Consider the following 24,358-nt stretch of genomic DNA (forward strand, 5'->3'; position numbering starts at 1 on the left):
CCGGACGTCCCGGCGACACCTCACGGCGAAAGGCGATCCGCGCCGGCGGGAGGTGACGATGGGAACGTTCAAGGCCTGGGTGGTCGAGAAGGGCGAGGCCGGCCAGAGCCTCGCGTTCCGGGACTTCGACGAGGCCGACCTGATGGACGGCGACGTCACCGTGCGGGTGACGCACTCGACCCTGAACTACAAGGACGGCCTCGCGCTCACCGGCCAATCGCCGGTGGTGCGCCGCTTCCCGATGATCCCCGGGATCGACTTCTCCGGGATCGTCGAGACTTCCGAGCATCCCGAGTACAAGCCCGGCGACGCCGTCGTGCTCACCGGCTGGGGCGTCGGCGAGACGCATCTCGGCGCCTACGCGCAGCGCGCCCGGGTCAAGGGCGACTGGCTGGTGCCGCTGCCCGAGGGTCTCACCGCCGAGCAGGCCATGGCGGTCGGCACCGCGGGCTACACGGCGATGCTGTGCTGCCTGGCGCTGGAGGCGCACGGGGTGACGCCCGACCACGGTCCGGTGATCGTCACCGGCGCCTCCGGGGGCGTCGGCTCGGTGGCGGTGGCGCTGCTCGCCCGGGCGGGCTGGCACGTGATCGCCTCCACGGGCCGGGACGGGGAGGCCGACTACCTGAAAAGCCTCGGCGCCGCCGAGATCCTCGACCGGGCGGAGCTGTCTAAGCCCGGCAAGCCCCTGGGCAAGGAGCGCTGGGCGGCGGGCGTCGACGCGGTCGGCTCCACCACGCTGGCCAACGTGCTCGCCATGACCAAGGCCGACGGGGCCGTGGCGGCCTGCGGCTTGGCGCAGGGAATGGACCTGCCGACCTCGGTGGCGCCGTTCATCCTGCGCGGGGTCTCGCTGCTCGGCATCAACAGCGTCACCACCCCGCAGGCGAAGCGGCGCGCGGCCTGGGCCCGGCTGGCCCGCGACCTCGACCTCGGCCAGCTCGCCGCCATGACCAGCCGGGTGCGCCTGGAGGAGGTCGGCCGGATGGGCGAGGCGATCCTGGCCGGCAAGGTGCGCGGGCGGACGGTGGTCGAAGTCGGTTGAGGGCGGCTGGAACCTGTGCCGTTCCCGGCGTGTTACCGTGCTTATGAGCGTCGCATTCGTCAAAGAGCCCGAGGGCGGGGAAGCATTCGAGAACCTGCCGGACCGGCCGGTCTCGCCCCACACCAATTTCGTCACCGCGGAGGGCTTGGCCCAGATCGAGGCCGAAGTCGCGCGTCTGGAAAAGGAGGTCGCCTCCCTGGATCCCGCCGACAAGGCCGAGGATTCCCGGATCGGGCGCGATTTGCGCTACTGGGCGGCTCGAAAGAACACCGCGCAGCTCGTGGAGCCGATGAGCGGCGACACGGTGCATTTCGGCTCGACGGTCACGGTGGTCCGCGAGGACGACACTGGCAAGGAGACGCGCCAGACCTTCCGGATCGTCGGCGAGGACGAGGCCGATCCGCACAAGGGTTCGATCTCCTACGTGGCGCCCCTCGCCAAGGCCATCACCGGCAAGACGATCGGCGACGTGGTCGAGGTGAACGGCCACGCTGTCGAGGTGGTGGAGATCCGCTGAGCCGGCTTACCGGCCTTCGAAGCGCGGCCGGAGCGGCAGGATCGCAGCCGCGAAGTAGTCCATGAAGGCCCGGACCCGGGCGGCATGGCGCAGATCCGGATGGGTCAGCAGCCAGAGATCGGCCCCGAGGTCCGGCTGCAGGCCGCCGAGCCGCCGCAGGGCTGGGTTCGCGTCAGCTTCGAAGCAGGGCAGGGGACCGATTCCGAGTCCTGCCGCCACCGCGGAGTCGAGCCCGGTCACGGTGTTGAGCCGGAGCACCACCCGTTCTGGCGGGATCCGCCCTTCGCCGTAGCGGGCGAACAGGCCGCCCGCGACGGCCGGTCCCGGTACGACCCAGGCCTCCCGGCTCAGGTCGCCGTAGTCCCGGTCGGCCCTGCCGTAGATTGCCCAGGCCAGCCCCGTCAGGCGGCGCCCGACCAGAGTCTCGCTCGGACCCCGGCTCGCGCGGATCGCCACGTCGGCATCCCGGCGTGACAGGTTGAGGGCCTCCTCCGCGAGGATCAGATCGATGCGGATCGCGGGATAGCGGATGCAGAAATCCGCGAGGATCGGCATGAGGAGACCCGTCGCGAAGCCGGTGGGCGCCGTCAGCCGCAACTCCCCCCCGGGTGTCTCGCCCTGGCCGGCCACGGTCCGCGCGAACCGGGTCACGTCCGTCTCGATCCGGGCCGCGGCCTCGATCATCGCCTGCCCGGCGGCCGTCGGCACGTAGCCGGCGCGTAGGCGCTCGAACAGCCGCACGTCGAGCCGCGCTTCGAGGGCCCCCAGGCGCCGGAACGCGGTCGAATGATTGATCCCGAGGTCCTGGGCGGCGGCGGCGAGGCCGCCGCCATCGGCTACCGCCTTAACGAAGCGGAACTCGTCCCAGTCGAGCGGCACGTCGTGATCCTTGCAGAATAGCAAGACCATCCTTGCATGCGAGGGCATTCATGCAAGGCGCAAAACGCGCCATGGAGAAGCGACCACGCCGCCGCGTGATTCGGTCGACCGCTGGCGGTTGGATCAGGAAAGACGGGAGATCACCGCATGGCCAAGGTTCTGGTGCTGTACTACTCGACCTACGGGCACGTGGAGCAGATGGCCTACGCCGTCGCCGAGGGCGCCCGCGAGACGGGGGCCGAGGTTGCCGTGAAGCGCGTCCCGGAGCTGGTTCCGGAGGAGGTCGCCCGGCAGAGCCACTTCAAGCTCGATCAGGCCGCCCCGATCGCCACCGTCGACGAGCTGGCCCAGTACGATGCGATCATCTTCGGCACGCCCACCCGCTACGGCAACATGGCCGCGCAGATGAAGCAGTTCATCGACCAGACCGGCGGCCTGTGGATGAAGGGCGCGCTGGTCGGCAAGGTCGGCTCGGCGTTCACCTCGACCGCGTCCCAGCACGGCGGCCAGGAGACCACGCTGACGAGCTTCCACACGGTGCTGTTCCACCACGGCATGGTGGTGGTCGGCTTACCCTACATCTTCCAGGGTCAGGGCGGGGTCGAGGCGGTCAAGGGCGGCACGCCCTATGGCGCGAGCACGATCGCGGGTGGCGACGGTTCCCGGCAGCCCAGCGCCGTGGAACTGGAGGGCGCCCGCTTCCAGGGCCGCCACGTGGCGGGGATCGCGGCCAAGCTGGCCTGAGGCGAAAACCCAAGAAAAAAGGCTCGGATTGCTCCGAGCCTGGAAGGGAAAAGGCCATTGGGGGCTGAGAAGGCCTTCGTGACCAATCAACAGGCGGCGGTGGGATCCGTTCCGCGTCCGTCGAAAAAAAACCTCGGCGCATTCACCGGGGCGCGGCGGCCCGGGCCAGCCGGTCGCGGATCGCCTCGCCGAGGCCATCCGCCGGGATCGGCACCACCGCGATGGTGGCGGCCCCCGAGGCGTCGAGGTCGCGCAGCGCCCCGAACAGGCGGGACGCCGCCTCGGCCGGGTCCCCCGCAGGGCTCAGGTTCAGGGTGGCGCAGGCCCGCGCATGACCCTCGGGCTGGCCGGCGCCGAACAGCAGCAGCGCCTCCCCGGGCTCAAGGCTCACGATGTCGAGGCGTACCCGCGCCCGCGGCGCGTAGTGCGAGGCGAGCAAGCCCGGCCCTGCCGGCCGGTCGGCATCGTCCGCAGCGGGACCGTCCGGCGCGAAGCCCAGGACCGCGCGCAGCGCCGCCCGGGTGGTTCCCCCCGGCCGCAGCAACCGCGGCGTGCCGCCGAGGCAGGCCACCACGGTCGATTCGACGCCCACCGGCGTATCGCCGCCGTCGAGCACCGCGGCGATCCGGCCTGTGAGATCGGCGAGGACATGGTCCGCCCGGGTCGGGCTGACCCGGCCCGAGCGGTTGGCCGAGGGCGCCGCCACCGGCCGGCCGACCCGGTCCAAGAGGTCCCGCGCGAGCGGATGCGCCGGCACCCGCAGGGCGACGCTCGGCAGGCCGGCGCGGGCGAGGTCGCAGACCCCCGTGCCCGGTCGCGCCGGCACCACCAGGGTGAGCGGGCCCGGCCAGAACGCCTCGGCGAGGCGGCGCGCCGGATCGTCGAACAGGCCCTCCGCCAGGGCCGCGGCCGTATCCGGGAGGTGCGCGATCAGCGGGTTGAAGCGCGGCCGGTCCTTCGCGGCGAAGATCCGCGCCACCGCGCGCGCGTCGGTGGCGTCCGCCCCGAGGCCGTAGACCGTCTCGGTGGGGAAGGCGACGAGGCCGCCCGCCCGCAGGAGCGCGGCGGCCTCGGCGAGGCCGGCCGCGTCGGGGGCGAGCCGCCGGGTCGCGGCCGGGACCGTTGACCCGGGATCGTTCATGCGGGAAGCCGTTCCACGAGGTGATGGCGGCGCGCCGCGCGCGCGCCTATCCTCGGCCCGCCGTAGCCCCGCTCCGCGGGCGCGGTCAAACCCGCCCCGGGTCGAATGGGCGGACCGCGACGAGGAGGATCGTATGAGTTACCGCGCCCCGGTCCCCGAGATGCTGTTCAGCCTCCGCAACGTGGCCGGGCTCGGCGCGTTCGATCAGGAGGATGCCGAGGCGATCCTCACCGAGGCCGGGCGGGTCGCCGCCGGGGTGATCGCCCCGCTCAACCGGGTCGGCGACCGGCACGGCACACCCTTCGCGGATGGGCGCGTCACCACGCCGCCGGGCTGGCGCGAGGCCTACCGCACCTTCACGGAGGGCGGCTGGAACGGGCTCTCGGCCGAGGCCGATCATGGCGGCCAGGGCCTGCCGAAGCTGATCGAGGCCGCCTGCACCGAGATGTGGAACGGCGCCAACCTCGCCTTCGGCCTCTGCCCGCTCTTGACCCAGGGTGGCATCGAGGCGCTGGCGGCCCACGGCTCCGACGCTCTGAAGGCCCGGTATCTCGAGAAACTGGTCTCGGGGGAATGGCCCGCCACCATGAACCTGACCGAGCCGCAGGCGGGCTCCGACCTCGCCCTGCTGCGGACCCGGGCCGTTCCGGCGGGCGACGGCACCTACCGGATCACCGGCACCAAGATCTACATCACCTACGGCGAGCACGATCTCTCGGACAACATCGTCCACCTCGTCCTGGCCCGGCTGCCGGACGCGCCCGTGGGCACGCGGGGCATCTCCCTGTTCCTGGTGCCGAAGGTGCTGCCGGACGGGAGCCGCAACGACCTCCGCTGCGCGGGCGTCGAGCACAAGCTCGGGATCCACGCCTCGCCGACCTGCTCCATGGCCTTCGGCGACGACGGCGGCGCCACCGGCTGGCTGATCGGCCAGGAGAACAAGGGCCTCGCCTGCATGTTCACGATGATGAACGCGGCGCGGCTCAACGTCGGCCTCCAGGGCGTCGGCGTCGCCGAGGCCGCGACCCAGCGGGCGCTCGCCTACGCGCGGGAGCGCCGCCAGGGCCGGGCGATCGGCGCCGCCGAGGCGACGAGCCCGATCGCCGCCCATCCGGACGTGCAGCGCATGCTGCTGACCATGAAGGCCTATACGGCCGCGGCCCGGGGCATCTGCTACCTCACCGCCGCCGCCCTCGACGCGTCGAAGGGGGCGGAGGGCCAGGCCGGCCTGGACCGCGCCTCCCTGCTGACCCCGGTGGCGAAGGCCTTTTCCACGGACCTCGCCAACGAGGTGACCTCGCTCGGCGTGCAGGTCCATGGCGGCATGGGCTTCGTGGAGGAGACCGGGGCGGCGCAACTGATGCGCGACGCCCGCATCCTCGGCATCTACGAGGGCACCAACGGCATTCAGGCCATCGACCTCACCGCCCGCAAGCTGCCGCTGAACGGCGGCGCCACGGCCCGGTCGCAGATCGCCTGGATGCGCCGGGCCGCGGAACAGATGCTCAAGGCGGGCGACCCCGCCTTCGGCCATATGGCGGCGCGGCTGCGGGACGGGATCGGCAGCCTCGACCGGGCGACCAGTCACCAGCTCGCGGCTCTGGGCTCGAACCGCCCGGAGGCTGCTTTGGCCGGGGCGAGCCCGTATCTGCGCCTGTTCGGCCTGGTCCTGGGAGGGGCCTGCCTGGCGCGGAGCGCGCTGGCGGCGAGCGCGGCCCTGAAGGCCGGCGAGACCGACCCCGCCCATGCCGGCCGCATCGCGCTTGCCCGGTTCTATGCCGAGAATCTCCTCGTGGCCGCGGGCGGGTTGGAGCAGAGCGTTGCCGAGGGCGGTGCCTTCACGGACGAGGCCGCGCTGGCGCTGGCGGTTTGAGGGGACGACATGGCCGACACCATCGCGATCGACGATCTCCAGGGCGGCGTCCGCCTGATCACCCTGAACCGCCCGGAGAAGAAGAACGCGCTCACCGGTGCGATGTACGACGCCATGCGCGACGCCCTCGCCGAGGCCGACGCTTCGGACAGCATCGGCGCCGTGGTCTTCACCGGCCAGCCGGGCATGTTCAGTGCCGGCAACGACCTCGCCGACTTCATGGGCCGGGCCGGGGACGGGTTCAGCGCCTCGCCGGCGCTGGCCTTCATCCGCCAGCTCGCCCGGACGCGCACCCCGCTGGTGGCGGCGGTCGACGGGATCGCGGTGGGCATCGGCGCGACCCTGTGCCTGCACTGCGACCTCGTCTACGCCAGCCCGGCGGCGCGGCTGCGCATGCCCTTCGTGGAACTCGGCCTCGTGCCGGAGGCGGCATCGAGCTACCTGCTGCCGCTGCGGGTCGGCCGGCTCCGGGCGACGGAGCTGCTGCTCCTGTCCCGCCCCCTCGACGCCGACGAGGCGCAGGCGCTCGGCCTCGTCAACGCGGTGCTGCCGGCCGACATGCTGGTCGAGCAGGCCCTCGCCCAGGCGGCCAAGCTCGCCGCCCTGCCGCGCGGGGCGCTGGCCGCCTCCCGGGCGCTGATCCGGGGCGACCAGGCTCAGGTCGAGGCGGCCCTGGAGGCGGAGGCCAGGGCCTTCGACGCGCAGCTGCGCTCGCCGGAATCGCAGGAGCGGCTCGCCGCCTTCCTGTCGCGCGCCAAGCCTGCTTCGTCGGCGTGAGCACGCCCGATCTGTCCCGGAAAATCTGCCTGGTGGCGGGGGCGTCGCGGGGCGTCGGGCGGGGGCTCGCCCGGGCCCTGGGGGAGGCCGGGGCCACGGTGATCGTCACCGCCCGCTCCAGCGAGACCGGGGCACGCACCGAGATGCGGCCCGAATCGATCGAGGACACCGCCCGGATGGTCGATGCCGCGGGCGGGCGCGGACACCACTACCTGTGCGATCACCGCTCCGAGCGCGCCACCGACGCGCTGGTGCACTGGATGCTGCGGCGCTTCGGCCGCATCGACGTGGCGGCCTGCAGCGTCTGGGGCGGCAACGAGGGCTATGACGGCGAGCGCTACCCCGACGGGGCCGGCTGGGGCACGCCGTTCTGGCGCCGCTCGGCCGAGCCGTATCTGGGCTTCCTGGAGGCGGGGCCGCTGCCGGCCCTGCTGCTCGCCCGCGCGGTCGCCCCCGCCATGGTGGCGGCGCGCGCGGGGCTGATCGCCCTCGTCTCCTTCGGGACGGAGGCCTATCTCGGCGACATCTTCTACGATTCGGCCAAGGCCGCCACCAATCGGCTGGCCCTGGCCTTCGCCCGGGAACTCGCGCCGCACGGCGTCACCGCCCTGGGCCTGTCGCCGGGTTTCGTCGCCACCGAGCGGGCGCACGATCTCGGACAGGACGAACACGCCACCGAGGGCCCGCTCTACGCGGGCCGGGCGCTGGCCGCCCTCGCGGCCGACCCGGATGTCGCCGCCCATGCCGGGGCGGTGCTGCACGCGGGCGATCTCGCCCGGATCTACGGCTTCACCGATGCGGACGGGACCCGGCCGGAGCGCTTCCGGGTCGCGCCGTGAGTGTGCGGCGCGGGGCCTGTCGCGGAAATGGCGCAGCCGCCCGACAATCGCGGCGCCGCAGCCGTCGCACGGCCCCGCGGGCTTGATTCGGGGCACTGGGCCGGGCGTCCTGGCGGCAGCGGCACGTCGGATTGCTGCGGGAGCGAAAAACGGCCTCAATTCGCCCGCAGGTCAGGGGGCGATTCTGCGCCCGGTCGAATTGGGATCGGGCGGGGCCGCCTGTAGGGAATGAGGTTGACTGGCATGTCGGATGCGAACACGGCCCCGCGCGTGCTGATGGTGTTCCCGAAGTTCTACGAAAACTCCATGTGGAACTTCAAAGAGGCGATGGAGCTGCAGGGCGCCCGCGCGCCCGCGCCGCCGCTGGGCCTGATCACGCTGGCCGCGATGCTGCCGCCGCGCTGGCAGGTGTCGCTCGTCAACCGCAACTGCGAAGAGCTGAGCGACGACGAGATCCGGGCCGCCGACCTCGTGATGACCGGGGGCATGCTCCCCCAGGAGCCGGATTGCCTGGTCGTCATCGACCGGTGCGTGGCGCTCGGCACGCCGGTCTGCGTCGGCGGCCCCGCCCCGACCTCGACGCCCGAGGTCTACGACAAGGCCGATTTCCTGGTGCTGGGCGAGGCCGAGGGCATCCTCGACACCTTCGTGGCCGCCTGGGAGGCCGGTGAGCGCCGCGGCCGGTTCACGGCGGAGAAGTTCAAGGCCGACGTCACCACGAGCCCGATCCCGCGCTTCGACCTGCTGACCTTCAGCCACTACCTCTACATCGGCGTCCAGTTCTCCCGCGGCTGCCCGTTCACCTGCGAGTTCTGCGACATCATCGAGCTCTACGGCCGCGCGCCGCGGACCAAGACCACGCCGCAGATGCTGGCCGAGCTCGACCGGCTCTACGGCCTCGGCTACCGCGGCCATGTCGATTTCGTCGACGACAACCTGATCGGCAACAAGAAGGCGATTAAGCTGTTCCTGCCGCACCTAATCCGGTGGCAGGAGGAGCACGGCTACCCGTTCAAGTTCTCCACCGAGGCCTCGCTGAACCTCGCGGACGACGAGGAACTGCTCGGGATGATGCGGGACGCGAACTTCTTCGCCCTGTTCACCGGGATCGAGACGCCCGACGAGGCGACGCTGATCCAGACGCAGAAGAAGCAGAACACCAAGCGGTCGATCGCCGACAGCGTGCACAAGCTCTACGAGCACGGCATGTTCGTCACCGCCGGCTTCATCGTCGGCTTCGACACCGAGAAGGACAGCATCAGCAAGGCGATGTCCCTGTGCATCAGCCAGACCGGCATCCCGATCGCCATGGTCGGCCTGCTCTTCGCCCTGCCGAACACGCAGCTCTCGCGCCGCCTGCGCAAGGAGGGCCGCCTCTACGAGAACTACGCGGCGACCACCGCCGACCAGGGCGACCAGTGCACGCAGGGGATCAACTTCGTGACCCTGCGCCCGCAGCGCGACGTGCTGGGCGATTACCGCGACGTGCTCGAGGAGATCTACGATCCGGCCAACTTCTTCGACCGGGTCCGGGTCGTGGCGCGGCGGGTGAAGCGGCCGAAATTCGCCGCCCAGAAGCTCAACTGGCGCCACATCGCCCACGACCTCTGGTCGCTGGCCCGGGTGTGCTGGCGGATGACCGTGCGGCGGCCGGAACTGGCCAAGCACTTCTGGAGCGTGTTCCTGGAGACCGCCCGCCACAACCCGGCCGCCCTCGAGGCGGTGGTGTCCAACATGGTGATCTACCTGCACGTCTACCCGTTCTCGCGCTACGTGATCCGCGAGATCAACGGCCGGATCGCCGAACTCGACGCCGGCCGCTGGGTGCAGCCGCCGGTCCTGGCTCCGGAAGCCGAGGTCAGCGGCAAGGCGGCGCCGGTGGGCAAGGTGGTGGCGCGGGCGGAGGTCAAGCACCTCGCCGCGGTGGCCTGACGGATCGGCAGATCCAATTCGCCCCATCCCGGCGGTCTGCGCAGGTTTGAGGCTCGGGCGGTCGGGCAGGCTGCGACGCGCGGTCGATCGTGCGGCGGCTATTGGATTGACAAATCGCGATCTGATCGATCGCCCGGTCGACGGGCAGGGCGGTACCGAACGGTCACGCGCCCTCCCGTCCCCCTCTGCGGGGCAACGATGCTCACACCTCGTTGGCCGACGCGTTCTCTCCGCCCCCCTGCGGCTACGGGCGACACAGGCTCAAGGCACGCGGCGCATGACCCGGCGCGACAGGCCCCCTCTCCAGGGCGGGAGAGGGGACCCGCGCCCCGCCGATCTGAACGGCGAGCTCGCTGAGACCTCTAACCTGTGTCGCCCGCAGACCTTGCGGGGCGGCGTTGGAGGTGGGGGGCGGTGCAGGATCGAACGCTGCGGTGCCGTCTGCGCCACCCCCACCCCTGACCCCGCCCCGCAAGGGGGAGGGGAAAAGCGCTCCTTCTTCAGAGTGTTGGTGTCAGACTGAGACGTGCGAATCCGTTGGCTCTGCGGGGGAGGGAAGGCGCGGGGTGGCTTTGGACTGCCACACCCGTCGACCGGGCGATGATCCCAAACGCGATGTGTGAAACCGGTAGCCCGCAGAGGGGTGCGCCGCTGGATCCAGCTGGTGCCCTCATCCGGCAGGGATGGTGAAGATCGTCGCTCGCGACCTGCGCCCCGCAGCGGCGGCGGCGGCGTCGTCAGGCGGCCCGGACCGTCACCAGGAAGGTGTCGATCTCCCGGCGCAGGTCCGCCGATTGCTCCGAGAGGCTCGCCGCCGAGGCCAGCATCCGCGTGGCGGCCGTGCCGGTCGCGTCGGCGGCCTGCGCCACCGCGTCGATCGTCCCGGTGACCGCGCCGGTCCCGGCGGCCGCCTCGGCGACGTTGCGGGCGATCTCCCGGGTCGCCGCGCCCTGCTGCTCCACGGCGGCCGCGATGGAGGTCGCGACGCCGTCGATCTCGCGGATCCGCGCCGCGATGCCGTCGATCGCCCCCACGGTCTGACCGGTCGCCTCCTGGATGCGCCCGACCTGACCGGTGATCTCCCCGGTGGCCTTGGCGGTCTGGGCGGCGAGCTGCTTCACCTCGGCGGCGACCACCGCGAATCCCCGCCCGGCCTCGCCGGCCCGGGCGGCCTCGATGGTGGCGTTCAGCGCGAGCAGGTTGGTCTGGCCCGCGATATCGGTGATCAGCCGGACCACGTCCCCGATCCGGCCCGCCGCCGTACTCAGCTCCTGGACGAGGCCCGCGGTCTCCCCGGCCTGAACCACCGCGCCCCGGGCGAGATCGGCGGAGCCGTCCACCTGACGGCTGATCTCCTGGACCGAGGCGCCGAGTTCCTCGGCCGCCGCCGCCACCGTCCCGACATGCGTGGCAGCTTCCTGCGCGGCGCCCGACACCGTCGCGGCACGCTCGGCCGTGTCCGTGGCCGTGCCGGACATCGCCTCGGCCTCGGCGCGCAGGCCGAGCGCGGCGTCCGCCACCCGCGCCAGCACGCCGCCGACGGCGGCCTCGAAGGATTCCGCCATGGCGTGGACGGCGCGCCGGCGCTGGATCTCCGCACCTTCGCGGGCGAGGGCGGTCTCCTGTTCCAGGGCGCGGCTGCGGATCAGGTTGTCCTTGAACACCTGGACGGCGGCCGCCATCGCGCCGATCTCGTCGCGGCGGCCCGTATGCGGGACCGGCACGGTCTCGTCGCCCTCGGCCAGCCGGCCCATCGTGCCGGTCATCCGCTCGATCGGGCGGGCGATCCCGAAGATGGCGAAGAGCATCGCCGCGGCGGCGACCGCGAGACCGACCACGGTGGCCGCCAGGGCGATGCGCTTGGCCTGCGTGGCTTCCTGCGCGGTCTCGGCGACGTTGGCTTCGGTCTGCGCCCGGGCCGAGGCGATCGCGGCGGTGAGGCTGGCGACCGCGGCCTCGTTCTGCGCGCCCGTGGCGGGATCGAGCACCAGCGCCAGGGCGCCCGCCCTGTCGCCCGCGATCATCAGCTCGACCACCTGGAGCTGGATGTTCTGGTAGGCGTTCCAGGCCGTGGTGAAGCGCTCGTAGGTCGCCCGGTCGGCCGGCGCCGTCAGGTGGGTCTGGAAGGCCTGGCGCAGGTCGGCGAGCGACCCGAGCGTGTCGGTCAGCGCCGTCTGGTTCTTGTCCAGGGCGACGTCATCGGGGGAGGCCACCGCGATCCTGTAGAGGTTCAGCCGCGCGTCCCGGACGGCCGTCCCGATGGATTCGGCCAGGTTCTGGGCGGGCAGGGCCCGTTCGGAGACCGCCCTGGCGTTCTGCTCGATCTCCGACAGGGAGACGACGCCGGCGATGCCCTGGCCGACGGCGGCGAGCGCCAGCAGGCCGATCGCGCCGGAGAGGACGGTCTTCAGGGAGAATCGCATGGCCACATCCGTCTTCGCGGACGGGCCGCGGTTTCAGGCTCGGACGTTCTCTCAGAGACTTCTTAATTATTTACTGGATCTGCCCCAGCACTCTTGGCTACAGCCACTTCTTCCACCGGAAGAAAAAGTACGGGAATACGGCGGCAATCACCATCATGACCAGCGCCATGGGGTAGCCGTACGAGAGATCTAGTTCCGGAATGGACTTAAAGTTCATGCCGTAGATCGAGGCGATCAGGGTCGGCGGCATGAAGACGACCGCCATGACCGAGAATAGCTTGATGATGTTGTTCTGCTCGAGATTCACGAGGCCGAGCGTCGCGTCGAGGAGAAACTGGATCTTGTTGTTGAGGAAGGTCGCGTGTTCCTCCAGGGATTGAAGATCCCGCAGGGTGGAGCGGACATCCTCCCGCAGATCGCGCGGCGCCTTGTTGGTCCGGTAGGTCGCCGAGAGCGAGAGCAGGATCCGCTCCATGGAGACCAGGCTCTCGCGCTGCTTCGAGATCAGGTCACCGTGCCGGCCCAGCGCCCGCAGCGTGTCCTGGAGGGCGGTGTTGCGGGCGGAGGGGTCGTCCTGCACCTCGAAGATCTTGCCCGACAGGCGGTCGATCCGCTCGCCCTGGAGCTGGAGCACGTCGGCGGCCCGGTCGATCACCGCCTCGATCAGGCCGGCCAGGATGGTCTCGCCGGAGGTCACGGAACCGCCGCCATTGCCCATCGAGCGGCCGGCGCGCTGCGTGTACATCCGGAAGGCCTGCGGCTCCTCGTAGCGCACCGTCACGAGCCGGTTGCCGCGCAGGACGAAGGTGATGCCGGCCAGGCCCGGCTCCTCGGATTCGCTCACCTTCGACAGGACCCGCCCGGTCATGTAGCGGGCGCCCTCCTCGACGTAGAGCAATTCGGAGGGCTCGATGTCCTTCATCTCCTCGCGGGTCGGCACCTCGATGCCCGCGAAGGCCTCGACCTTCAGCTCCTCCTCGCGGCTCGGGCGGATCAGGTCGAGCCAGACGGTGTCCTCGGGGATCGTGTCCTGAAGATCGATGACGCGGCGTTCAAGCAGCGTGGATCCGGCGCCGATGGCGGGCTGGTGGATGAAGATCACGAACGGGTCTCGGATGCAGGACGGTCACGACACAGCGCCGGGTTGAGTCCGAATCCGGCACGGGGATGCCCGGCGCAAGCGGCGCCGCGGGTGTGGCGGTGTTTTCTGACGCTTCCGTGACATCGCGACCCGCATTGCGGGGACGGCGGCCAGATCGGGCGCGGATTCAGGCGGTGTGGCCGCTGCGCCTCCGCACGCGGGCCGGTCCCCGCCGCCCGGATCCTCCCGGACATGGGACCCGGGACATTCCGCCCGATCACGGACAGGCGCCGTCTCGTCCCGGAAACAGATGCCCACCGTGCGGGCGGCTGCGCTAATTGCAGCCGTCGCAGATGCTGCCGTCGATCGTGTCGGTCAGCGTCCGCTCGCGACGCCGTTCCGTCCGGGTCGGGACCTCGCCCGGTCCCAGGGAGGTGCCCGGGGGTTTGGTCACACCGAGGCGGTTGGTGTTCGGCGCCGTGACCGTCGAGGCCGGTCCGCCGCCCGTGCCGGTCTGATCCGGCGCGACGGTCTGTGCCGCCAGCGAGACGGGAACGGCGAGGCTCAGGGCGGCCAGGGCCAGGGGGCGCAGGGATCCTCGGGTCATGGAACCTCCAATCGCCGAGAGAACGTGAGACTCGGCGGCCGGTTGCGTGGCTCACGGGCGCCGCGCGGCGCGGCGGAACACCCCGACCATCTCGATATGGGCCGCGTGTCGGAACTGATCGACCGGCGTGACCGTCTCGAGCCCGTAGCCGCCGGCCGCGAGGGTCGCCGCGTCCCGGGCGAAGGTGCCGGCGTCGCAGGCGATGCCGACCACCAGCGGCACCCGCGACCCGGCGAGCTGCCGGGCCTGGGCCTCCGCGCCGGCCCGGGGCGGGTCGAACACCACCGCGTCGAAGGCGTCCAGCTCGGTCGGCAGCAGCGGCCGGCGGAACAGGTCGCGGCGCTCAACGGTGATCCGCCGCAGGCCCGTGGCCGCGCGGGCGGCCCGGTCGAGGCCGGCCAAGGCCGCCGCATCGGATTCCACGGCGTGGACGGCGGCCTGCCTGGCCATCGCCAGGGTGAGCGGTCCGCAGCCCGCGAACAGGTCGGCGACCCGCCGCGGGCGCGGTCCGAGCGCCGCAAGGGTCAGCGCGGTGAGGGCGGCCTGCCCGGCGGCTGTGGCCTGCAGGAAGCCGCCGGGGGACGGGTAGAGGGGCGTGCCGCTGCCGGCCACCGAGACCGGTTCGGCCTCCATCAGGCGCTCGCCGTGGAGCGACAGCCGGGCGAGGCGGAGTTCGCCGGCGATCCGCACCAGGGCGGCGGCGACGCCAGCGCTCACCGGGCCGTGGCCGCGCAGGTCGATGTCGAGCCCCTGGTCGGTGGCGGTGACCGCCACGTCGAGGGGTTTTCGGCCGTGGCCGAGGGGGGCGGCGAGGCGGCGTGCCGCCTCGGGTGCCGTGTGCAGCGCCGGCACGGTGATCGGGCAATGGTCGATCGGCACCAACGCGTGGCTGCGCGCCGCCATCAGTCCGGCCTCGGCCCGGCCGTCGACCGCACGGACATGGAGCGTGAGCCGCCGCCGTCCGGCGCCGTGCGCGTCGATCGCGGGTTCGGGCTCCACGGCGAGCCTGGCCTGGGACAGGGTCTGCGCGACGAGGCCCCGCTTCCAGGCCAGTTCGGCCGGCCGCGCGAGGTGCTGCGTCCGGCAGCCGCCGCAGTGCATGACGTAGGGGCAGAACGGCGCCACGCGATCGGGGGAGGGCCGCTCGACGCCGAGAAGCTCGGCGCGACGCCCGTCCCGCCGGATCGCGACCTGCTCGCCGGGCAGCGCGTAGGGGACGGGGGTCCCGTCCTCCGCGATGCCGTCGCCCCGGGATCCGAGTTCCTGAATCGTGACCGTCTCGCTCACGGCAGCCTCGCGCCGACCAGGAACTCGGCATTGCCGTCGCCGCCGGTGACGGGCGAGTCGATCAGCCCGAGGATCGCGGCGCCGAACTCCTCCAAAGCGGCGCGGATCGCCGCGCAGACCTCGGCATGGACCGCCGGATCGCGGACTAGGCCGCCGCGGCCGATCCGGGCGCGCCCGGCCTCGAATTGCGGCTTGATCAGCGCCACGATCGCCGAGCCCGGCGCCAGCAGCCCCGGGAGGGCCGGGAGGACGAGGCGCAGGCCGATGAAGCTCACGTCGACGCTGGCGAAGTCCGGGGGCGGCGTCAGCCTGGCCGGGTCGAGGCTGCGGATGTCGGTGCCCTCCAGGTTCGTGACGCGGGGATCGGCGGCGAGCCGCGGATGGAGCTGCCCCCGGCCGACATCGACCGCGTGGACATGGCGCGCACCCCGGGCGAGCAGCACGTCGGTGAAGCCGCCGGTCGAGGCGCCGACGTCGAGGGCGGTGCGGCCGGCCGGATCCAGATGGAACGCGTCCAGGGCCGCCGCCAGCTTGAGGCCGCCGCGGGAGGCGTAGGGATGCTCAGGGCCGGCCTCGATCCGCGCCCCGGGGGCGATCGGCTCCGAGGCCCGCGCCAGTGGCCGGCCGTCGACGCTGACCCGCCCGGCCCGGATGGCTGCCTGCGCCCGGGCTCGGCTCTCGAAATGACCGTGCTCCACCAGGAACAGGTCGGCCCGCCGGGCGCCCGGGCGATCGTCCGCGGGCGGGGCGCGGTCCGGGAGGGGCCGGTCTCGGGTCATCAGGGCTTCGTGCGGTCCGGGCAGATCTGCGGCAGAGGTCTGGACGCGCGGCCCTGTCGCGGGCCGGCGCGCTCCCTAACTAGACCGGACCGCACAGGAGAGCCACCGCATGACCCGTACCCTGCCGCTGCTCGCATTGCTCGGGACCCTCGCCGCGGGCGGCGCCCACGCCCAGGAACCCCCGAAGGAGGCGGCCAAGCCGGTCGAGACCTTCACGGCGCCGATTAAGAACGCCAAGGGCGACACGATCGGCACGCTGGCGATCCGCGACGGCGCCAACGCCCTGGTGCTGCGCGTCGCCCTTCAGGCCGGCGCCCTGCCGCCCGGCTGGCACGGCCTGCATTTCCACGCCGTCGGCGACTGCTCGGATCCGAAGTTCCTCAATTCGAAGGCGCATGTGAACCACGATCAGAGCAAGCACGGCCTGCTCAACCCGGACGGCCCCGACGAGGGTGACCTGCCGAACCTCTACGTGGCGCAGGACGGCTCGGCCAACGCCGAGGTCTGGAGCGAGACGCCGCTCAACGGCGAGGGCGGTCTCAAGGACGGGGACGGCTCGGCCCTGATCATCCATGCCAACGAGGACGACCACACCACACAGCCGATTGGCGGCGCCGGCGACCGGGTCGCCTGCGCGGTGATCAAATAGACGGTCGGGCCGGTTCGAAGCACGGTCCGCGACGGCGGTGTCGGCGTCGCAGCACGAGGTTCGAGATGCCTCCGCCGCTCGGGCACACCCATTCACGGCGCACGCCCCGAATGGGTGTTTCCGGAAAGGGAGACGGTTCCGGCGCTGACCCGCGCCCTCCCACGCAGAGGCGACCGGACTTACACGTCTCGGTCTGGCTCCAACCTTCCGAAAAGAAGGCGCTTTTCCCTCCCCGCAAGGGCTGCGGGCTACAGAAGTTTGAGGTCTCAGCGAGCTCGCCGGTCAGATCGGCGGGGCTCGGTTCCTCTCTCGCGCACGGGAGAGGGGGCCTGTCGCGCTGGGTCATGAGCCGCGTGCCTCGAATCGGTGTCGCCCGTAGCCGCAAGGGGGAGGAGAGCACGTCGCGCGTGTCAGACTACGATGTGCGCATCCGGTAGCGCGCGGAGGGGGGAGGGGGACGCGCCTGCAGTCCGGCCGGTGTCCTCGTCCGACCCTCATAGCCCGCTCGGAGGCTTCGGCACCTCGCCGCCGCGAGCGAGCGAACGCCGGGCGTTGCGCTAGGTCGCCGCCTGGGGCGACGGCATCGCTGCCGGGATCGGCCGCGGGCGGCCGGCCTCGTCGATGGCCACGAAGGTGAAGGTCGCCTGCGTGACCCGCTCGCGCACCTGGGTGCAGAACCGCCGCGCCCAGGCCTCGACCTCGATCTTCATCGAGGTCCGGCCCACATGCGAGACCCGGGTGTAGACGCACAGCACGTCGCCGACCCGGACCGGGCGGATGAAGGTCATGGCGTCCAGCGCCACGGTGACGACCCGACCCTGCGCCCGGTCGACCCCCGCGATCCCGCCGGCCTGATCCATCTGCGACAGCACCCAGCCGCCGAAGATGTCGCCGTTGGCGTTGGTATCGGCCGGCATGGCGATGGTGCGCACGGTCAGGTCGCCCCGGGGCAGATCGACCTCCGGCGGCGGCGGGACGCTGGCGGCCTGCGCGAGTCCGACGTGCTGCATGCCGTCCATCCGTCCGTCGCGCGCCGTCAGGGAAGCAGGCCGGCGAGGTTGAGCCCCGCCGCCAGCAGGATGGCGGCCGCGCTCAGGATGCATTCGAGCGGGATCAATTGCCAGAGGTCCGGCGTCGCCGCCGCCGGCTCGGCGCGCTGCGCAAGATCGTTCATCAGGCGTCCTCCCGGGCCGGCCGATCTGTCGTCGCCGGTCCCGTTCCCTGCATCATACCGCATGGACGCCGCGGGTGCATCCCGAATCGGGATCCGCATGCCTCGTCCCGGATGTCGGAACCGGAGCGCTGTATCGCTCCTCCCGGACGCAGCGCATGGCCCGAAGGCGGCCGATCACCGGCCAGGACGATAACCGAAAGGTCCGGCGGCTCGGGGGAGCCGCCGGACCAATCCTGTCAGCGATCGCTTAGTAGTAGAACCGGCGGCGGTAGTAGGGCCGGCGCCAGTAGGGCCGCGGTCCATAGAACCGGCGGCGGAAATAGGGCCGGCGGTAGTAGGGGCGCGGGCCGTAGAAGCGGCGACGGTAGTAGTACTGGGCCTTCTCGGTCATCGCCGGGGCGGCATTGGCCGGGAGGGCGAGCCCCGGACCGACGGGCGCGGCGGACGCGCCCTCCGGCGCCGCGGCCGCGAAACCCAGCACCAGCAGGGCCGCGAGCAGGAATTTCCTCAGCACGGTGTCGACTCCCTTCGTGTGATTGCGTCTCGGACGACGAACCGCACGGGAAGCGAGAACCCACCGCCCGGTCCGAAACGCTGCAACGCATGGGCGAAGCGAAGCGTTGCAGCGTAACCGCTGCGACGTGTCGGACAGGGTTGACGGTGGGTTGAGGGCCGCGGCCTCAGGCGATCTTGGTGGTCATGTCCTCGATCCGGGCCTCGGCGCATTGTCGCACCAGGGCGATGCCGTGCTCGCAATCCTCGCGGCGGACGTAGCCCTCGCCCGAATCGGCGATGACCTCGCCGTTGCGCGCCCGCAGGCGCCAGCGCCACTCGCCCTTGGCATCCCGATAGAGTTCGAACCGCATGGTACCGGCTCCCTGATCATCCGCCGGATGAGATGGGTTGCCGGGCCCGGAAGGGAAGGCGTCCGCTACACCGATGGCCGCGCCCGCATAAAGGGGGCCCGAGGCTCCGGGTGCGCGGGTGGCGGGAAAACGGGGACCCGTTTTCCCGCACCGAACCGATGGCCCTGTCAGTGCGCCTTGTCGGCGAGGCCCTTCAGTCCGGCCTCGTAGACGCCGGCGATGGCCTCCTTGGCCTTGTCGTCCGGAGCCCCCTTCGCCTTGAACGTGCCCGTCCACGTCACCTTCGAGCCGGTGCCGGCCTTCGCGACCATGATCGTCGAATGGTAGTCGGTCACGGGCAGCGGACCCTCCAGGATCGTGTAGGTGTAATCCATCTTCTTGTCGCTGCGCGCTTCCTCTTCCTCGACGATCGTTCCGCCGCCCTTCAGGCTGAGCGTGCGGACGTCCTTGCCGCCCTTCTTGGACAGGGCGCATTTCTCGATCACGGGGTGCCAGTCGCCGATCCCGCAGAACCCGCCGACGGTCTTCCAGACCGTCTCCGGCGCTGCGGCGATGTCGACCGATTTCGTGACTTCGAGGGCCTGAGCCGAAGAGAGCGACGCCACGATGATTGCGGCAGCCGGTACGAAAACCCTGAACATTCGGCGTTTCCCCTGACGATTGACGGTTATCGGCCTTGAAGGCCGGTCAATCACCTAGCGCGCCAGGGAGCCGTTACGAGACGAGCGGCCCCGCTTTCGCGGATGTGTGAGCGCGCCGATGCCAGGCCCGGAGGGGCCCATGGGACGCTGCGCGGTGCCGAACGACGAGACGCGGCACCCCCGGCGTTGCGCCTCCGAGGGCGTGGACCCGTGACCCCGGTCCCGGCCACCCACCGCAGGGGCCTCTGACAAAAAACCGCCCGGGACGATCCCGTCCCGGGCGGTTGTTCAGATGTCTACGGTGCGGTCAGGTTCAGGAGCGGGGCGCCCGCTCCAGCCAGCCGATGTTGCGGCCCTCGCCGCCGCCACCGCCGCCGCCGCTACGCGGGCGGGCATCGGCCCGCTGGGGCCGGCCGTCCCGGCTGGGGCGGGCCTGCTGGCTCGGGCGCTGCTCACCCTGCGGCCGGGCGGGCCGGTCCGCGCGGGCATCGCGACCCTGCACGGCCTGGCCGCGACCGTCGCCACGGGCATCGACCCGTCCGTCCTGGGGCCGGGCCTGCCGGGGTGCGCCCTGGCCGCCGAAGCCGCGTCCGCCTTCCGGGCGCCCCTGCTGGGGCCGGGGGCGCTGGCCCTGACGGCCGCCGCCCGGACGCTGCTGCTGCCGCTCGGGCCGGCGCTCCTCCTCGCGAGCGATCTCGGCCGCTTCCTGGCGGGACGGCGGCGTGAAGCCCTCGGGGAAGCCCCCCACCGGCACCTTCTGGCGGGTGATGCGCTCGATGTCGCGCAGGTAGGCCTTCTCCTCGTCGTTGCAGAACGAGATGGCGAGCCCGTCCGCCCCCGCCCGGGCGGTGCGCCCGATGCGGTGGACGTAGCTCTCCGGCACGTTCGGCAGGTCGAAATTGACCACGTGGCTCACGCCATCGACGTCGATGCCGCGGGCCGCGATGTCCGTGGCGACCAGGACCCGGGAGGCGCCGTCCTTGAAGGCGGCCAGCGCCCGCTCGCGCTGGGGCTGGCTCTTGTTGCCGTGGATCGCCGCCGCCGCGATGCCGACCTTGTCGAGGCCGCGCACGACCCGGTCCGCCCCGTGCTTGGTGCGGGTGAAGACCAGGACGCGCTCGATCGCCGGATCGCGCAGGATGTGGCCGAGCAGCGCCTGCTTGGCGCCGGTATGAACGAAGATCACCTGCTGCTCGACGCGCTCGGCCGTGGTGGCGACCGGGGTGACCGCGACCTGCACCGGATCCTTGAGGAACTGGCTCGCGAGGCCGGCGATGTTCTTCGGCATGGTCGCCGAGAAGAACAGGCTCTGGCGCTTCTCCGGCAGCATCTTCACGATGCGCTTGAGGGCGTGGATGAAGCCGAGGTCGAGCATCTGATCGGCCTCGTCGAGGACCAGGATCTCGACGCCCTCCAGCGTCAGCGAGCGGCGCTCGATCAGATCGATCAGCCGGCCGGGGGTGGCGACCAGGACGTCGACGCCCGGAGCCAGCGCCCGCTCCTGGCGGCTGATGGTGACGCCGCCGAACACCACGGTGGTGGTGTAGGACAGGTGGCGGCCGTAATCGCAGAACGATTCGGCGATCTGGTTGGCGAGCTCGCGGGTCGGCGAGAGCACCAGCACCCGGCAGCCGCGGCGCGGGGCGCGGCGGTCCGAGAGCGAGAGGCGGTGCAGGATCGGCAGCGCGAAGGCCGCGGTCTTGCCGGTGCCGGTCTGGGCGATGCCGCAGAGGTCGCGGCCCTCCATGGCCGGCGGGATCGCCTGGGCCTGGATCGGGGTCGGCGTGACGTAGCCAGCCTCGCCGAGCGCCCGCAGCACGGGCTGGGCAAGGCCGAAATCGGTGAATTGGGTCAAGGATGTATCCGATGCAGCAGGACCGGCCGGGCGCCTCGCGTGATGAGCGAGCAGAGCCGTGTTCGAGTCGGTCCGTTGGCAGGGGGCAGCCCGCGTGATGGGGCGGCCCGGGTGCATGCACGTTATGAAGAGGGGGGCCGGATCACGCCGGGTAGCGCCCGATCCGTCACGCAGCCCCCTCAAGCGGGCCATGACGGCCGCTGACGCTGCACTGCCGATATGCGGGTGTGCGGCCGCGAAGTCAATGCAGCCCGGCGCATCCCGGCGCATGGCACCGCCCCCGCCGGCGCACGGCTCGATAGAAAAACCGGGTCCGATGCCGGGCAACGGCCGCGCTCCGCATGGACACGCCCGGGCGCGGCTCGGACGAACCTTGAATCGCCCCGCGTGATCCGTGAGGAAGCACGGACAATATCGCGGCTCCGCACCATCATGGGGCCAGCCAAAGAGGGGGAAGAATGACCCGATCTGTTCTGACGGTGAGCGCCGGTCTGGCGGTGATCGCGGTCGTTCTGGCATCCCTGTGGGTCGGGTTTGGCCCGCGCCCTCAGGTCGCCCCGGACAAGCGGGCCTCCGCCGGCATTCCCTTATCGCAACAGCAGCGATCCCCCGTGGATGCCAAGGGGCAAGCGATCCGGACCATCGCGCCGGCATCGCCGTCCGATCCGGGGATGGCCGCGACGGCGCCCCCGGCCTCATCCCCGTCCGCGGCCGCTCCGGCCAACCCGTCGGCGCCCCCCGGTTCGTCGGCCGATCTGGGTTCTCCCGCGCGGCAATCCGACGGCACGTCCACGACGGGTCTGAGAACGGAGACGCCCCCCGGAGAGGCGCACGAACCCTCCGTGCCGCCCGGTGAGGGCGTCGATCTCAACACGGCGTCCGTCGAGCAGTTGAATGGGCTCGGCGCGGGCATGATCGGTCGGAGGATCATCGAGTTCCGCCCCTACGCCTCGCCCGATGAACTCCTGACGCGCCGTGTCCTGAAACGTGCCGATTACGACACCATCAGGAGCGCGATCACCGTCCGATAGCCCTGGAGATCCTTGCTTCCGCATCCTCCCTCTCCCGAAAACCGGCCGCCCCCTGTCGGGATGATGCGCCAGTGAGCGGCCAGGCCAGTCGGGGAGGCGGCCGTCTTCCGTGAGCGTCGGCCGTGAACAGGCGTCGCGCGCGGACGTTGATGCCCGGGTCACGCGCGAGACGTGATCGTGGAACGCTCGAGGAATTCGTCATGCGCATGACCGCACTGATCGCGGCCGTCGGCCTGGTGTCGATGGGGACCGCCAGCTTGGCCGCGGAGACGGCCGGCGCCACTGGTACGTCCGGGAACACGCCCCGTATGCAGGGTTCGCCCAACGCCGCGGGCTTCGGCAAGGCGGAGACCACCGGGACCGCCGGCGCGAACACGCCGGACAGCACACCCAGCCAGGACGGCAAGATGAAGGGCCCGCCGAACGCCTCGGGGTTCCAGCACGGCAATTCCGGCACGCCAGCGGGCCGCTGAGCCGGAGCAGGGTCGATCCCCGGCCGCCGTCTCGCGGGACCGCGCTCTCTTGCGGCCCGGCGCGACGGTTGCCCTCGGAGGCCCGATCGGGATGGACATCATGCGGGCGCCGACGACCGATCCCTGCCAACAGGGTCGGTCCCGCGCCTAGCGATTCTGGGAATGATATGCGGCGACTGCTCCCCGGGGGCCGGTCGCCATCGTCAGTCGTTCTGCACCGAATCTCTTCTCATCGGGAGAGAAACGATTGGTGCGGCCAAGAGGACTCGAACCTCCACCCCTCGCGGGACTAGCACCTCAAGCTAGCGCGTCTACCAATTCCGCCATGGCCGCATCGGACGCGAAGACCCGCCCGTTCGCTCGACCGGTGCAGCCGCGGGAGAACCCGAAGCCGCCGTCGTGTCGCGCGGCGCAGCGGATAACAGATCGCCCCGCCGCCGACAAGCGCTTCGCTCATGCGGCGGCGAAGCCGCTCTCCAGCAGCGCGGCCGCGCCCTCGCCGATGCTGGCGCCGGGCTCGACGATCGAGGCCGCCTTGCGGATCAGCTCCGTCACCTCGACGGAGATGCGGTCGCCGGTCACCACGATCTGCCCGCGGGCGATCGGATGGCCGTTGGCCAGGATCTCGACCATGTCGCTGTCGCTGGCGTCGAGCTCGATCACGGCGCCGCGGCCCATGCGCAGCAGCATGTGCAGCGGCATACGCGTGCGGCCGAGCACCACCGTCAGATCGACCTTCAGGGTCTCGAAGACCGCCACAACCCGCCATCCCTCTCGCGGCCGAAACCTTGCAACCGCAGGCCGCGGATGTTGAAGGCTTCGACCATCGACGCAGGATGGTGAAGCCTTGGTAAACACGCCCCGCCTCACGGTCAGTCCCCACGCCTTCCCGAAGCGGGCCGGCTCCGGTCCGGTCGCGGAGCCCGTGGGCTGGCGCGTGAGCGATGCGTCGGTGGGCTACGATGCGGCGGTGGCCTGGATGGAGACCCGCGCCGAGGCCATCGCCCGCGGGACGGCGCCCGAATGCGTCTGGCTGCTGGAGCACCCGCCGCTCTACACGGCCGGCACCTCGGCCCGGCCGGAGGATCTCATGGCGCCGGGCCGGTTCCCGGTCCACGCCACGGGACGGGGCGGCCAGTACACCTATCACGGCCCCGGCCAGCGCGTGGCCTACGTGATGCTCGACCTCGACCGGCGCAGCCGCGACCTGCGCGCCTACGTGGCGAGCCTAGAGGCGTGGCTGATCGCGACGCTCGCCGCCTTCAACGTCCGCGCCGAGCGTCGGGAGGGCCGGGTCGGCGTCTGGGTGCGCCGCCCCGAGAAGGGGCCGGGCATCGAGGACAAGATCGCGGCGATCGGCATCCGGGTGCGCCGCTGGGTGAGCTTCCACGGGATCAGCCTGAACGTCGAGCCGGACCTGTCGCATTTCGACGGGATCGTCCCCTGCGGCGTCCGGGAGCACGGGGTGACGAGCCTCGTCGATCTCGGCCTGCCGGTGAGCTTGGCCGAAGTCGACATGCAGCTGCGGGCCGCCTTCGAGCATATTTTTGGCGCGACGGCGATCGAGGGGATGGACTGATACGGCGGCCGGTCGCGGCATTCGGTTGAGGCGCGCCATCCGTCGTCACGCGCGTAGGAAGTGACCCAGGGCCGCATGACGCCGGCGATCGTGGCGCCGCCTGGATCGCTTCGCTCCGCTCGCGAGGACGGTTGGGCAACCGGTCCTTCCGCCGAAGACCGTATCG

The 24,358-nt window shown here is 71.7% G+C and carries 25 protein-coding genes and 1 tRNA gene; 11 read left to right on the top strand and 15 right to left on the bottom strand.

Going from position 1 to position 24,358, the window contains the following annotated elements; all coding sequences use genetic code 11:
* Nucleotides 1-58: 58 nt before the first annotated feature.
* Both acuI and greA read left to right on the top strand, forming a co-directional pair.
* The gene (gene acuI / locus AC3IF1_RS06695) at nucleotides 59-1,045 is read left to right on the top strand and encodes an acrylyl-CoA reductase (NADPH) (protein WP_489216708.1); all 987 of its coding nucleotides are present in this window, start codon (nucleotides 59-61) and stop codon (nucleotides 1,043-1,045) included.
* A gap of 43 nt (nucleotides 1,046-1,088) precedes the next feature.
* Nucleotides 1,089-1,562 (top strand): transcription elongation factor GreA, encoded by a 474-nt coding sequence (greA, locus tag AC3IF1_RS06700; RefSeq protein WP_489216709.1) that lies wholly within the window; start codon nucleotides 1,089-1,091, stop codon nucleotides 1,560-1,562.
* Between the two features lie 6 nt (nucleotides 1,563-1,568).
* Here the strand turns inward: greA and AC3IF1_RS06705 are convergent, their stop codons facing one another.
* Nucleotides 1,569-2,441, bottom strand: coding sequence for a LysR family transcriptional regulator (locus AC3IF1_RS06705; protein WP_489220337.1), 873 nt, complete (start codon nucleotides 2,439-2,441; stop codon nucleotides 1,569-1,571).
* 147 nt (nucleotides 2,442-2,588) lie between these two features.
* Between AC3IF1_RS06705 and wrbA the strand changes: the two genes are divergently transcribed.
* Nucleotides 2,589-3,185, top strand: a complete 597-nt coding sequence (gene wrbA, locus AC3IF1_RS06710; protein WP_489216710.1) for an NAD(P)H:quinone oxidoreductase — start codon at nucleotides 2,589-2,591, stop codon at nucleotides 3,183-3,185.
* 142 nt (nucleotides 3,186-3,327) lie between these two features.
* Here the strand turns inward: wrbA and AC3IF1_RS06715 are convergent, their stop codons facing one another.
* A complete protein-coding gene (locus AC3IF1_RS06715; RefSeq protein WP_489216712.1) occupies nucleotides 3,328-4,326 on the bottom strand; it encodes an L-threonylcarbamoyladenylate synthase in 999 nt (332 codons plus the stop codon).
* A 133-nt stretch (nucleotides 4,327-4,459) separates the two neighbouring features.
* Here AC3IF1_RS06715 and AC3IF1_RS06720 point away from each other — a divergent pair, with 133 nt between their 5' ends.
* The 4 genes from AC3IF1_RS06720 (at nucleotide 4,460) to AC3IF1_RS06735 (ending at nucleotide 9,747) form a co-directional block, all read left to right on the top strand.
* The gene (locus AC3IF1_RS06720; protein WP_489216714.1) at nucleotides 4,460-6,199 is read left to right on the top strand and encodes an acyl-CoA dehydrogenase family protein; all 1,740 of its coding nucleotides are present in this window, start codon (nucleotides 4,460-4,462) and stop codon (nucleotides 6,197-6,199) included.
* Nucleotides 6,200-6,208: 9 nt separating this feature from the next.
* The gene (locus tag AC3IF1_RS06725; protein ID WP_489216716.1) at nucleotides 6,209-6,976 is read left to right on the top strand and encodes an enoyl-CoA hydratase-related protein; all 768 of its coding nucleotides are present in this window, start codon (nucleotides 6,209-6,211) and stop codon (nucleotides 6,974-6,976) included.
* 32 nt (nucleotides 6,977-7,008) lie between these two features.
* On the top strand, nucleotides 7,009-7,815 hold the full coding sequence (locus tag AC3IF1_RS06730) for an SDR family NAD(P)-dependent oxidoreductase (protein WP_489220338.1): 807 nt from the start codon (nucleotides 7,009-7,011) through the stop codon (nucleotides 7,813-7,815).
* A 243-nt stretch (nucleotides 7,816-8,058) separates the two neighbouring features.
* Nucleotides 8,059-9,747 (top strand): B12-binding domain-containing radical SAM protein, encoded by a 1,689-nt coding sequence (locus AC3IF1_RS06735; protein ID WP_489216719.1) that lies wholly within the window; start codon nucleotides 8,059-8,061, stop codon nucleotides 9,745-9,747.
* A gap of 737 nt (nucleotides 9,748-10,484) precedes the next feature.
* On the opposite strand, the gene AC3IF1_RS06740 is transcribed toward AC3IF1_RS06735, so the two are convergent.
* The 5 genes from AC3IF1_RS06740 to AC3IF1_RS06760 form a co-directional block, all read right to left on the bottom strand.
* Nucleotides 10,485-12,170, bottom strand: coding sequence for a methyl-accepting chemotaxis protein (locus AC3IF1_RS06740; protein WP_489216721.1), 1,686 nt, complete (start codon nucleotides 12,168-12,170; stop codon nucleotides 10,485-10,487).
* Between the two features lie 97 nt (nucleotides 12,171-12,267).
* Nucleotides 12,268-13,272 carry a magnesium transporter CorA family protein gene (locus AC3IF1_RS06745; RefSeq protein WP_243969896.1) on the bottom strand — a complete coding sequence of 335 codons (1,005 nt, stop codon included), beginning with the start codon at nucleotides 13,270-13,272 and terminating at the stop codon, nucleotides 12,268-12,270.
* 313 nt (nucleotides 13,273-13,585) lie between these two features.
* On the bottom strand, nucleotides 13,586-13,858 hold the full coding sequence (locus AC3IF1_RS06750; RefSeq protein ID WP_243969898.1) for a hypothetical protein: 273 nt from the start codon (nucleotides 13,856-13,858) through the stop codon (nucleotides 13,586-13,588).
* 51 nt (nucleotides 13,859-13,909) lie between these two features.
* Entirely contained in the window at nucleotides 13,910-15,145 is a 1,236-nt protein-coding gene (locus AC3IF1_RS06755) for a class I SAM-dependent RNA methyltransferase (protein ID WP_489216724.1), read from the bottom strand.
* Entirely contained in the window at nucleotides 15,142-15,924 is a 783-nt protein-coding gene (locus AC3IF1_RS06760; protein ID WP_489216725.1) for a TlyA family RNA methyltransferase, read from the bottom strand. Before AC3IF1_RS06760 ends, AC3IF1_RS06755 begins: the two co-directional genes overlap by 4 nt.
* A 109-nt stretch (nucleotides 15,925-16,033) precedes the next feature.
* Here AC3IF1_RS06760 and AC3IF1_RS06765 point away from each other — a divergent pair, with 109 nt between their 5' ends.
* Nucleotides 16,034-16,573 carry a superoxide dismutase family protein gene (locus tag AC3IF1_RS06765; protein ID WP_243969903.1) on the top strand — a complete coding sequence of 180 codons (540 nt, stop codon included), beginning with the start codon at nucleotides 16,034-16,036 and terminating at the stop codon, nucleotides 16,571-16,573.
* A gap of 557 nt (nucleotides 16,574-17,130) precedes the next feature.
* Here AC3IF1_RS06765 and AC3IF1_RS06770 read toward each other — a convergent pair.
* The 6 genes from AC3IF1_RS06770 to AC3IF1_RS06795 all read right to left on the bottom strand — a co-directional run bounded on the left by AC3IF1_RS06770 (nucleotide 17,131) and on the right by AC3IF1_RS06795 (nucleotide 21,109).
* Nucleotides 17,131-17,583: an acyl-CoA thioesterase gene (locus AC3IF1_RS06770; RefSeq protein ID WP_243969905.1), complete on the bottom strand. Its 453-nt coding sequence runs from the start codon at nucleotides 17,581-17,583 to the stop codon at nucleotides 17,131-17,133.
* A 26-nt stretch (nucleotides 17,584-17,609) separates the two neighbouring features.
* Complete coding sequence (locus tag AC3IF1_RS06775) at nucleotides 17,610-17,747, bottom strand: hypothetical protein (protein ID WP_489216727.1); 138 nt, start codon at nucleotides 17,745-17,747, stop codon at nucleotides 17,610-17,612.
* A gap of 247 nt (nucleotides 17,748-17,994) precedes the next feature.
* Nucleotides 17,995-18,261, bottom strand: coding sequence for a hypothetical protein (locus AC3IF1_RS06780; protein WP_243969909.1), 267 nt, complete (start codon nucleotides 18,259-18,261; stop codon nucleotides 17,995-17,997).
* Nucleotides 18,262-18,427: 166 nt separating this feature from the next.
* On the bottom strand, nucleotides 18,428-18,613 hold the full coding sequence (locus tag AC3IF1_RS06785) for a YegP family protein (RefSeq protein WP_243969910.1): 186 nt from the start codon (nucleotides 18,611-18,613) through the stop codon (nucleotides 18,428-18,430).
* A 167-nt stretch (nucleotides 18,614-18,780) separates the two neighbouring features.
* Nucleotides 18,781-19,254 (bottom strand): SRPBCC family protein, encoded by a 474-nt coding sequence (locus AC3IF1_RS06790; protein WP_243969912.1) that lies wholly within the window; start codon nucleotides 19,252-19,254, stop codon nucleotides 18,781-18,783.
* Between the two features lie 313 nt (nucleotides 19,255-19,567).
* Nucleotides 19,568-21,109, bottom strand: a complete 1,542-nt coding sequence (locus AC3IF1_RS06795; protein WP_489216730.1) for a DEAD/DEAH box helicase — start codon at nucleotides 21,107-21,109, stop codon at nucleotides 19,568-19,570.
* A 479-nt stretch (nucleotides 21,110-21,588) separates the two neighbouring features.
* Here AC3IF1_RS06795 and AC3IF1_RS06800 point away from each other — a divergent pair, with 479 nt between their 5' ends.
* Entirely contained in the window at nucleotides 21,589-22,140 is a 552-nt protein-coding gene (locus AC3IF1_RS06800) for a helix-hairpin-helix domain-containing protein (protein ID WP_489216732.1), read from the top strand.
* A 200-nt stretch (nucleotides 22,141-22,340) separates the two neighbouring features.
* Nucleotides 22,341-22,613 (top strand): hypothetical protein, encoded by a 273-nt coding sequence (locus tag AC3IF1_RS06805; RefSeq protein ID WP_243969918.1) that lies wholly within the window; start codon nucleotides 22,341-22,343, stop codon nucleotides 22,611-22,613.
* Between the two features lie 248 nt (nucleotides 22,614-22,861).
* Here AC3IF1_RS06805 and AC3IF1_RS06810 read toward each other — a convergent pair.
* A tRNA-Leu gene (locus AC3IF1_RS06810) sits at nucleotides 22,862-22,946 on the bottom strand.
* A gap of 120 nt (nucleotides 22,947-23,066) precedes the next feature.
* The gene (locus AC3IF1_RS06815) at nucleotides 23,067-23,372 is read right to left on the bottom strand and encodes a FliM/FliN family flagellar motor switch protein (protein ID WP_243969920.1); all 306 of its coding nucleotides are present in this window, start codon (nucleotides 23,370-23,372) and stop codon (nucleotides 23,067-23,069) included.
* A gap of 88 nt (nucleotides 23,373-23,460) precedes the next feature.
* Between AC3IF1_RS06815 and lipB the strand changes: the two genes are divergently transcribed.
* Nucleotides 23,461-24,192, top strand: coding sequence for a lipoyl(octanoyl) transferase LipB (gene lipB / locus AC3IF1_RS06820; protein WP_489216734.1), 732 nt, complete (start codon nucleotides 23,461-23,463; stop codon nucleotides 24,190-24,192).
* The last annotated feature ends 166 nt before the right edge of the window (nucleotides 24,193-24,358 follow it).

The organism is Methylobacterium sp. E-012 (assembly GCF_057836545.1).